Origin of the sequence: Curtobacterium sp. MCBA15_009 (genome assembly GCF_001864895.1) — a bacterium.
Classification (GTDB): domain Bacteria; phylum Actinomycetota; class Actinomycetes; order Actinomycetales; family Microbacteriaceae; genus Curtobacterium.
The window spans coordinates 27,645-36,142 of record NZ_MJGO01000007.1; the positions used below are offsets into that span (position 1 = coordinate 27,645).

The 8,498-nt window shown below is 72.8% G+C and carries 8 protein-coding genes; 3 read left to right on the forward strand and 5 right to left on the reverse strand.

Annotation, left to right across the window (positions count from 1 at the left end; all coding sequences use genetic code 11):
* Window positions 1–58: 58 nt before the first annotated feature.
* Window positions 59–814, reverse strand: a complete 756-nt coding sequence (locus BIU97_RS02895; RefSeq protein WP_071297032.1) for an exonuclease domain-containing protein — start codon at window positions 812–814, stop codon at window positions 59–61.
* 35 nt (window positions 815–849) lie between these two features.
* Window positions 850–2,559 carry a maltose alpha-D-glucosyltransferase gene (gene treS, locus BIU97_RS02900; protein ID WP_071255528.1) on the reverse strand — a complete coding sequence of 570 codons (1,710 nt, stop codon included), beginning with the start codon at window positions 2,557–2,559 and terminating at the stop codon, window positions 850–852.
* Window positions 2,560–2,673: 114 nt separating this feature from the next.
* On the opposite strand from treS, the gene BIU97_RS02905 reads away from it, so the two are divergent.
* Entirely contained in the window at window positions 2,674–3,678 is a 1,005-nt protein-coding gene (locus BIU97_RS02905) for an alpha/beta fold hydrolase (RefSeq protein ID WP_083420799.1), read from the forward strand.
* Between the two features lie 8 nt (window positions 3,679–3,686).
* Window positions 3,687–4,754, forward strand: coding sequence for a glycosyltransferase family 4 protein (locus tag BIU97_RS02910; protein ID WP_071297070.1), 1,068 nt, complete (start codon window positions 3,687–3,689; stop codon window positions 4,752–4,754).
* Window positions 4,755–5,176: 422 nt separating this feature from the next.
* Here the strand turns inward: BIU97_RS02910 and BIU97_RS02915 are convergent, their stop codons facing one another.
* The 3 genes from BIU97_RS02915 to BIU97_RS02925 are packed head-to-tail and all read right to left on the reverse strand — an operon-like array spanning window position 5,177 to window position 7,544.
* On the reverse strand, window positions 5,177–5,956 hold the full coding sequence (locus BIU97_RS02915) for a hypothetical protein (RefSeq protein WP_071255526.1): 780 nt from the start codon (window positions 5,954–5,956) through the stop codon (window positions 5,177–5,179).
* Window positions 5,957–6,014: 58 nt separating this feature from the next.
* Window positions 6,015–6,653, reverse strand: coding sequence for a histidine phosphatase family protein (locus BIU97_RS02920; RefSeq protein ID WP_071255524.1), 639 nt, complete (start codon window positions 6,651–6,653; stop codon window positions 6,015–6,017).
* A gap of 42 nt (window positions 6,654–6,695) precedes the next feature.
* Window positions 6,696–7,544 carry a Sir2 family NAD-dependent protein deacetylase gene (locus BIU97_RS02925; RefSeq protein WP_254782863.1) on the reverse strand — a complete coding sequence of 283 codons (849 nt, stop codon included), beginning with the start codon at window positions 7,542–7,544 and terminating at the stop codon, window positions 6,696–6,698.
* Window positions 7,545–7,652: 108 nt separating this feature from the next.
* On the opposite strand from BIU97_RS02925, the gene BIU97_RS02930 reads away from it, so the two are divergent.
* Entirely contained in the window at window positions 7,653–8,471 is an 819-nt protein-coding gene (locus BIU97_RS02930; protein ID WP_071255518.1) for a TrmH family RNA methyltransferase, read from the forward strand.
* Window positions 8,472–8,498 lie beyond the last annotated feature (27 nt).

An 8,498-nucleotide genomic window follows, 5' to 3' on the forward strand; every position in this document is an offset into this window, starting at 1 on the left:
TTGCTGCGTCAGTGCGACGGTGGATCGGGACGCTCTCGTCGATCGCCCCCGCTGCATGCTACATGCCTGCTCCTGCGCCGCGGTGTGGCCACCGGCCGTCCGCCGTGAAGGTCGGGTCGCGCTTCGCGCGCATGTACTGCTGGAACGAGGCCGCCTGGTCGGCGCACCACCCGACCTGCTTGCGGTGGAGCTCCTCGGCGGTGATGCCGAGCTCCTCCGGGTAGCGCCCGGCGATGGCCTGGGCGACCCGGCCAGCGGCGACGGCGTCGGCACCGGCGTCGTGGGCGTCGTCGAGGGTGACGCCGTACGTCTCGGACGCGGCCTCGAGCGTCCGCTTGCCCTTGCGGTAGGTGTCGAGGGCCTTGTCGATGACGAGCGGGTCGACGACGTTGCCGATCACGGGCGAGGCGAAGCCGTGCCGCTTGGCCTCGCGGTCGAGGACGGTGAGGTCGTACGGGGCGTTGTAGATCACGAGCGGGATGCCGCGGGCGAACACGGCCTCGATCGCGGCGATCACCTCGGCGACGACCTCGGACGCCGGACGGCCCTCGGCCTGGGCGCGCTCGGTCGTGTAGCCGTGCACCGCCGCGGCGCCCTCGGGGACGGGCACGCCTGGGTCGGCGACCCACGCGCCCTCGACGATGGACGCCCCGGTCATGTCGATGAGCCCGACGTGCGCCGTGACGATCCGGGCGGTCTCGACGTCGACCCCGGTGGTCTCGAGGTCGAAGACCCCGAGCGCGTGCCACCACGGGCGGCCGGCGAGGTCCTGCGGCGGGGCGGGCGTGTCCGTGGGGGCGGTGGAGAACGTCACGCGGTCAGGCTAACCGTGCGCACCGACACCACTGCCTACTGGACCGGCGCGCCGACGTGCAGCCAGTAGAACGACTGCGTCCCCATGGTGAGCGTGACCTCGCCGTCCTCGTCGAAGGACGGGAACGAGCCGCCGCCGAACAGGTCGTACAGCGGGCGACCGGCGAACTCCGGCGCAGAGACGGTGACCGACGTCGGGTTCGTCGCGAACGAGAACACGCAGAGCACGTCCTCGGCGGACGGCCCGAACTGCTGCCCGGAGCCCTCCCACGACCGGACGAACGCGAGCACGGACTCGTTCGAGGTCTGCTGGACCTCGAGCGTCCCCATGCCGAAGACGGGGTGCGCCTTCCGCACGTGGATCACGTTGCGCACCCAGTGCAGCAGCGAACGGGACTGCGCGAGCTGCGCCTCGACGTTGACCTGCGCGTAGTTGTAGACGAGCGACTGCACGACCGGCAGGTAGAGCTTGCCCGGGTCGGCGGTCGAGAAGCCGGCGTTGCGGTCCGGCGTCCACTGCATCGGCGTGCGCGAGGAGTCGCGGTCCGGCAGCCAGATGTTGTCGCCCATGCCGATCTCGTCGCCGTAGTACAGGAACGGCGACCCCGGCAGCGAGAACAGCAGCGCGTGGATGAGCTCGAGCTCGGCGCGGGAGTTGTCGAGCAGCGGGGCGAGCCGGCGGCGGATGCCGATGTTCGACCGCATCCGCGGGTCGTAGCCGTACCAGCCGTACATCGCCTGGCGGTACTCCTCGCTCACCATCTCGAGCGTCAGCTCGTCGTGGTTGCGCAGGAACACACCCCAGGCCGCGCTGTCCGGCACGTCGAGGGTCTCGGACAGGATCGCGGCGAGCTCCTTCGCGTGCTGCGCGCGGAGCGAGTAGAAGATGCGGGGCATGACCGGGAAGTCGAACGCCATGTGGCACTCGGGCTCGTCGTCGGTCCCGAAGAACGCCGCGGTCTCGCGCGGCCACTGGTTCGCCTCGGCGAGCAGCACCCGGCCGGGGTACTCGTCGTCGACCATCGCGCGGAGCTTCTTGAGGAACTCGTGGGTCTCCGGCTCGCCCTCGCCGTTGCCCTCCTCCGACGCGAACAGGTAGGGGATCGCGTCGAGTCGCAGCCCGTCGACACCCATGTCGAGCCAGTGCCGGACGACGTCGTAGACCGCCTCGACGACCGCCGGGTTCTCGAAGTTCAGGTCGGGCTGGTGCGAGAAGAACCGGTGGAAGAAGAACTGCCGCCGCACCGGGTCGAACGTCCAGTTCGACTCCTCGGTGTCGACGAAGATGATGCGGATGTTCGAGAACTCCTGGTCGGTGTCCCGCCAGACGTAGAAGTCGCCGTACGGACCGTCCGGGTCCTCGCGGGACTGCTGGAACCACTCGTGCTGGTCGCTCGTGTGGTTGATCACCATGTCGATGACGATGCGCATGTTGCGCTCGTGCGACTTCGTGACGAGCTCGCGGAAGTCGTCGAGCGTGCCGAACTCCGGCAGGATCGCCTTGTAGTCCTGGATGTCGTAGCCGCCGTCGCGCATCGGCGACTGGAAGAACGGCGGCAGCCACAGGGCGTCCACGCCGAGCCACTGCAGGTAGTCGAGCTTGCCGATGACGCCCTGCAGGTCACCGATGCCGTCCCCGTTCGAGTCGACGAACGAGCGGATCATGCACTCGTAGAACACCGAGCGCTTGTACCACTGCGGGTCGAGCGTCAATCCGGGCAGCTGGATCGGGGCTGTGAAGGTCACCGTGCTCCTCGTCGTGGGTCGTCGGACCGCCGCACGGCCCGCCCCGGACACGATAGGCGCGCGATGCTCCGGGTGTCCGGGGATTCGTCCAGCGGCCTCCCTAGACTGGCGCCGATGCAAACGCCCGTGCTCTCCCCGTACCAGTCGCTCATGGCCGCCACCCCGGTCGTCCACCGGTCCGTGCAGGTCGACGGCCGCACCACCCACTACTGGGAGTACGGCCCCGCCGACGCCGAGCAGACGGTGCTCGCCGTGCACGGCTTCCGTGGCGACCACCACGGCCTCGAGACCATCGCCGCGCACCTCGAGGGCGTGCGGGTCGTCGTGCCGGACCTGCCCGGCTTCGGCATCTCGGACCCGCTCGCGGTCTCGGACATCGAGTCCTACGTGGCCTGGGTCACCGGGTTCCACGCGGCGCTCGGTCTCACCCGGGACACCGTCGTCCTCGGGCACTCGTTCGGCTCGATCGTGGTGGCCGCCGCCGTGGCCGCCGGCCTCGACACCCGCCTGCTCGTCCTGGTGAACCCGATCGCCGCCCCGGCGCTGCAGGGCCCCCGGGCCGTCGCCACCGGCATCGCGATCGGCTACTACCGCGCCGGAGCCGTGCTGCCCCGGCCGATCGGGCTCGGACTGCTCCGCAACCCGGCGATCGTGCGCGTCATGAGCCTCGCCATGCTCAAGTCGCACGACCGCGACCTGCGGCGCTGGGTCCACGACCAGCACGACCGGTACTTCTCGGCCTTCGCGAACCGCACCAGCGTGCTCGAGGCGTTCCGCACCTCGGTCACCCACGACGTGTCCGAGTACGCCGACCGCATCGACGTGCCCGTGCTCATGATCGCCGCCGAGCGCGACGACATCACCGCCGTGCCGGAGCAGCAGGCGCTCGCCCGACGACTCCGCGACGCCGAGCTCGTCGTCATCCCCGAGGTCGGCCACCTGGTGCACTACGAGACGCCGGCGCCCGCCGCGCAGGCGGTCCTGCGACGGATGGCGGACCCGGCCCCGCGCCGTGGACGCGGCCGACGCACCGACGCAGGCCGGTCGACGGGCGCGGGACGGGCCTCCCGACCGGCCGCGACGGAGGCGACCGACCAGGCGGACGGGGCGGACGCGTGACCCGCCGGCTGCGCATCGGGATCGACTGCCGCTACGTGCGGATCGGACGGCACGACGGGATCAGCCGGTTCACGGCCGGCATCGCCGCACACCTGCCGGACCGGCACGACCACGTCCTGCTCGTGCACGACGAGCGGCAGCTCGAGTCGCTGCCGGACCACCTGCCGTGGGAGCTGCTGCCGGCGCCGACGGACGCGGGGGAGCCGCTCGTCGCGCGCCGGGTGAACAGCCTCGGCCTCGACGCGGTGTTCTCGCCGATGCAGACGATGGGCTCGCGCGGTCGGCACTACGCGCTCGTGCTGACGCTGCACGACCTGATCTACTACCGCAACCGCACGCCCCCGCGGGAGTTCTCGTGGCCGCTGCGGCTCGGCTGGCGGGCGTTCCACCTGTCGTGGACGCCGCAGCGCGTCCTGCTGAACGGCGCCGACGGCGTCGTGACCGTGTCCGAGACGACCGCCGGGCTCATCGCCGAGCACCGGCTCACCCGGCGTCCGGTCACCGTCGCGTACAACGCCGCGGACCCGGCGACGCCCCGTGCCGACGACGCCCCGCGCGAGCGGTCGCTCGTCTACATGGGGTCGTTCATGCCGTACAAGAACGTCGAGACGCTCGCAGCCGCGATCCCGCTGCTCGGACCGGACTGGACCCTGCACCTGATGTCCCGCGTGACCGACGCCGACCGTGCCCGACTCGAGGCGCTCGCACCGGCCGGCACCCTCGTGTTCCACGACGGCGCCACCGACGACGAGTACCTGTCCGTGCTCCGGTCGGCGACGGCGCTCGCGACGGCGTCACGGGACGAGGGCTTCGGCATCCCGCTCGTCGAGGCGATGGGCGTCGGGACCCCGGTCGTCGTGAGCGACATCCCGATCTTCCGCGAGATCGGGGGAGACGCCGCGGAGTACTTCGACCCGGGCTCGCCCTCCGCCGTCGCAGCCGCGGTCCGCCGGGTCGAGGCGCGGTGGGAGGACGCCTCGCGGCGGTCGGTCGAGCAGGCGGCGCGGTTCCGGTGGCAGGACTCCGCCGAGCAGGTCGTGCAGGCGGTCGAGCGGGCGGTCGCGGCGCGGGGGTAGGTGCGGGCGTGGGGCGGGCGCGGCGCGGGGCGCGGGGCGCGGCGCTCGCGCGGCGGGTTTCGTCGAGTGAGCAGAAGACGTTGGGTCGGCCGTACTCACTCGACGTCTTCTGCTCACTCGACGTGGCGGCCCAGGTGCGCGGGTCCGCAGGTCCGCGGCGCTGGCGGACCGCTCGTCGAGTGAGCAGAAGACGTCGGGTCGGCCGTGCTCACGCGACGTCTTCTGCTCAGTCAGCAAAGATGCGCGCGCACCTGCTGCGAGTGCCCTGCGGTCCGGACGGGAGGCACGGCCCGACCCCGGCGCTGCGCCCGGCTCGCGCGCACGCGGCACCACTGCCGAGACCCGTCAGCAGGAGCGGTCGCGATCGGCAGGCAAAGGCGTTCGCGACCGGCAGGCGGATGCGGTCGCGTCCGCGTCCCGGTTCACCCCGCGGGCAGGACCTGCACGCTCGCGCCCGGGAACACCCGCTGCGTCTCCTCGGTCACGCGGGCCACGATCGGCGGCACCGCGCGGCCCCGGCCCGGGGTCTCGACGACGACGGCCTGGTCCTCGGCGTCGTCCGACGACTGCGCACCGCGACCCCACGAGCACCGCACCGCGGTGACGCCGCCGATCCGGTCGAGGGTGTCCGCCAGCTGCAGGCGTCGGGCGGCGGTGTCGGCGTGCTCGGTGACGCCGACCTGCTGGACGCCGAGGTCGGCGATCGCGACGACGTGGACGCCGTTGCCGCTCGCCTCGTCCGTCGCCCGGCTGAGCGCCCGGACGAGTTCGGCCCGTGCCGCCGGTTCCAGCGACGGGTCGGCGGTCACGGTCGCCGACACCTCGTAGCTCGCGAACGCGGTCTTCTCGGCCCGGTGGCGCTGCACGTCGGTCACGCCGGGCAGGTCGCGGGCGTCGCTGACGAACCGGTCGAGGGCCGTGCCCGGTCGGGGGAACACCCCGCCGATGCCGGTCTGCACCGACCCGACGATGGTGCCGAGCACCAGGACGATGACACCGGCGACGACCACGGTGCCGCCGCCGATCAGGACCGCCGTGCGGACCCGGTGGCCGGAGCGTGTGGCGGTGCTCCCGGTGTCGGGCCCGAAGGCCCGGTCGAGGTCGTCGGGCGCCAGCGGACGGTCGGCGTCGGGCGCCAGCGAACGGTCGGCGTCGGGCGCAGGTGCGGGGGCTCGGTGGGCGTCGGGTCCGTCGGTCGGCATGTCGATCCCTCCGCCCGGGCGTCTGGTCGGTCCGGGTCCGTCGGAGCGTAGTCCCCGGTCAGTCGCGGCGTTCGAGCGGGTTCTGGGCGGCGAAGGGGGCGCCGCCCGTCTCGTCCGAGACGACGTCGATCGGGTCGTCGAAGCGCACCAGTTCGGCGTGGAAGCGCTCCGGGTCCCAGCGGAACGAGTGGACGGACCCGTTCCGGATCGGCGTGCCGCGTCGTTCCACCGTGCCGGGCGCCGAGGCGTTCACCACGCTGCGGATGACCGCGCCGTGGGTCGCGACCACGACGACGCCGCCGTCGAACCGCACCGCGACCTCGCCGAGGGTCTCGGTCACCCGGGCGAGCAGGGCCGAACGGGACTCGCGTCCGGGGATGTCGTCGTGCGGGTACCGCTCGGCGACCTCGTCGTCGGTGAGGCCCTCGGCCTCGCCGTACGAACGCTCGGCCAGGCCGGGGTACTCGGCGGGCGTGTCGAGGCCGAGCCGGTCGGCGATGATCGCGCCGGTCTCGGCTGCCCGTGACAGCGGCGAGGCGACCACGGCGTCGAACCGGCGGCGCGCGAGGAGCTCGGCCGCCTCGGCCGCCTGGCGGCGTCCGGTGTCGTTCAGGGGGATGTCGGTGGAGCCCTGGATGCGGCGCTGCGCGTTCCAGTCGGTCTCGCCGTGCCGGACCAGGTAGAGGAGCGTCGTCACCGCTCGATCATCGCAGACGCGGGCTCCGGCACGACGAAGTCGTCACCGCCCGGTCGGCGCGAGCCGCTCGGCCAGGTGCACGAGCGTCTCGGTGGTGCCGGCGTCGATCTTGGCGACGGCGCGCCGGTCGCTGCGGGTGTCGCCCCGGTTGACGATGACGACCGGGTTCTTCCGGCGGGTGGCGTGGTCGACCAGGCGGACGCCCGAGTTCACGGTCAGCGAGGAGCCGACCACGAGCAGGGCGTCGGCGTCGGCCACGATGGAGACCGCCTCGCGGAACTTCTCGGCCGGCACGAACTCGCCGAAGAAGACCACGTCCGGCTTGAGCACGCCGCCGCAGACCGAGCAGTCGGGCACGACGAAGCGCTCGACGTCGGTGATCTCGACGTCGCCGTCCGGCTGCAGCTGCACCGAGCCGGGCTCGTCGATCCAGGGGTTGGCGCGGTCGATCGTCGCGGCGAGGTCGGCGCGCGAGAAGACCTGGCCGCAGGTCAGGCAGACGGCCCGGTCCATCGAGCCGTGGATCTCGACCACGCGGCGGGAGCCGGCGCGCAGGTGCAGGCCGTCGACGTTCTGGGTGACGACACCGGTGACGACGCCGGCGTCCTCGAGTGCGGCGAGGCTGCGGTGGCCGTCGTTCGGTCGCGCCGCCGCGAAGGTGCGCCAGCCGAGGTGCGAGCCGGCCCAGTAGCGCTGCCGCTTCGCGGGGTCGGCGCGGAACTCCTGGAAGGTCATCGGCTTGCGGACCACCCGGCCGGCGCCGCGGTAGTCGGGGATGCCCGAGTCGGTGCTGAGACCGGCGCCGGAGAGCACGGCGAGGCGCTTGCCCGCGAGCAGGTCGACGACCCGGTCGAGGTCGTCGGACGTCGTCGACGCAGCATCATCCAGCACCCTGTTCACGGTACCCTCAACAGCCGACCGTCCCGGTCGCTTCCCACCCGGTCCACCGGGTCCGCCCCACCTCCGACCCCCGCCCCGCACCCCACCGGAACGAGCCCCGTGCACCCCGTCCGCATCGACTCCCTCGACGACCCCCGTCTCGACGACTTCGCCCGCCTGACCGACGTGGCCCTGCGCCGGGTGACCGAGCCCGAGGGCGGGCTGTACATCGCCGAGTCGAACACGGTCATCGAGCGCGCGGTCCGGGCCGGACACGTGCCGCGCAGCGTGCTCGTGCAGGAGAAGTGGCTGGACAGCGTCCTGCCGCTCGTCGCGGACCACGACGGCCCGGTCTTCGTCGGCCCCGACGCGCTGCTCGAGGAGCTCACCGGCTTCCGCATGCACCGCGGGGCGATCGCCGCCGTGCACCGCCCCGCGCTGCCGAGCGTCGCCGACGTGGTGCGGGACGCCCACCTGGTCGTCGTCCTCGAGGACATCGTCGACCACACGAACGTCGGCGCGGTGTTCCGCAGCGTCGCCGGGCTCGGCGCCGACGCCGTGCTCGTCAGCCCCCGGTGCGCCGACCCGCTCTACCGCCGGAGCGTCCGCGTGAGCATGGGCACGGTCCTGCAGGTGCCGTGGACCCGGATCGGTGACTGGCCGGAGGCCGGCGAGGAGCTCACGGCACAGGGCTTCCACGTCGCCGCCATGGCGCTCACCGACCGGTCCGTCGACCTCGACGCCTTCGTCGCCGACGTCCCCGAGCGCGTCGCGCTCGTGATGGGCACCGAGGGCCAGGGCCTGACCCCGGCCGCGATCGCGGCGGCCGACACCACGGTGCGGATCCCGATGGCGCACGGCGTCGACTCGCTGAACGTCGCCGCGGCGAGCGCCGTCGGCCTCTGGGCGGTCCGGGACGCCCAGCGCCGCAGCGCGTAGCACCCAGTACCCACTACCCACTACCCA

Excerpts from the sequence above, each read along its gene's own strand:
- BIU97_RS02905 (WP_083420799.1), top strand. The coding sequence starts at position 2,674 with ATGCAAACGCCCGTGCTCTCCCCGTACCAGTCGCTCATGGCCGCCACC.
- BIU97_RS02915 (WP_071255526.1), bottom strand. The coding sequence starts at position 5,956 with ATGCCGACCGACGGACCCGACGCCCACCGAGCCCCCGCACCTGCGCCC.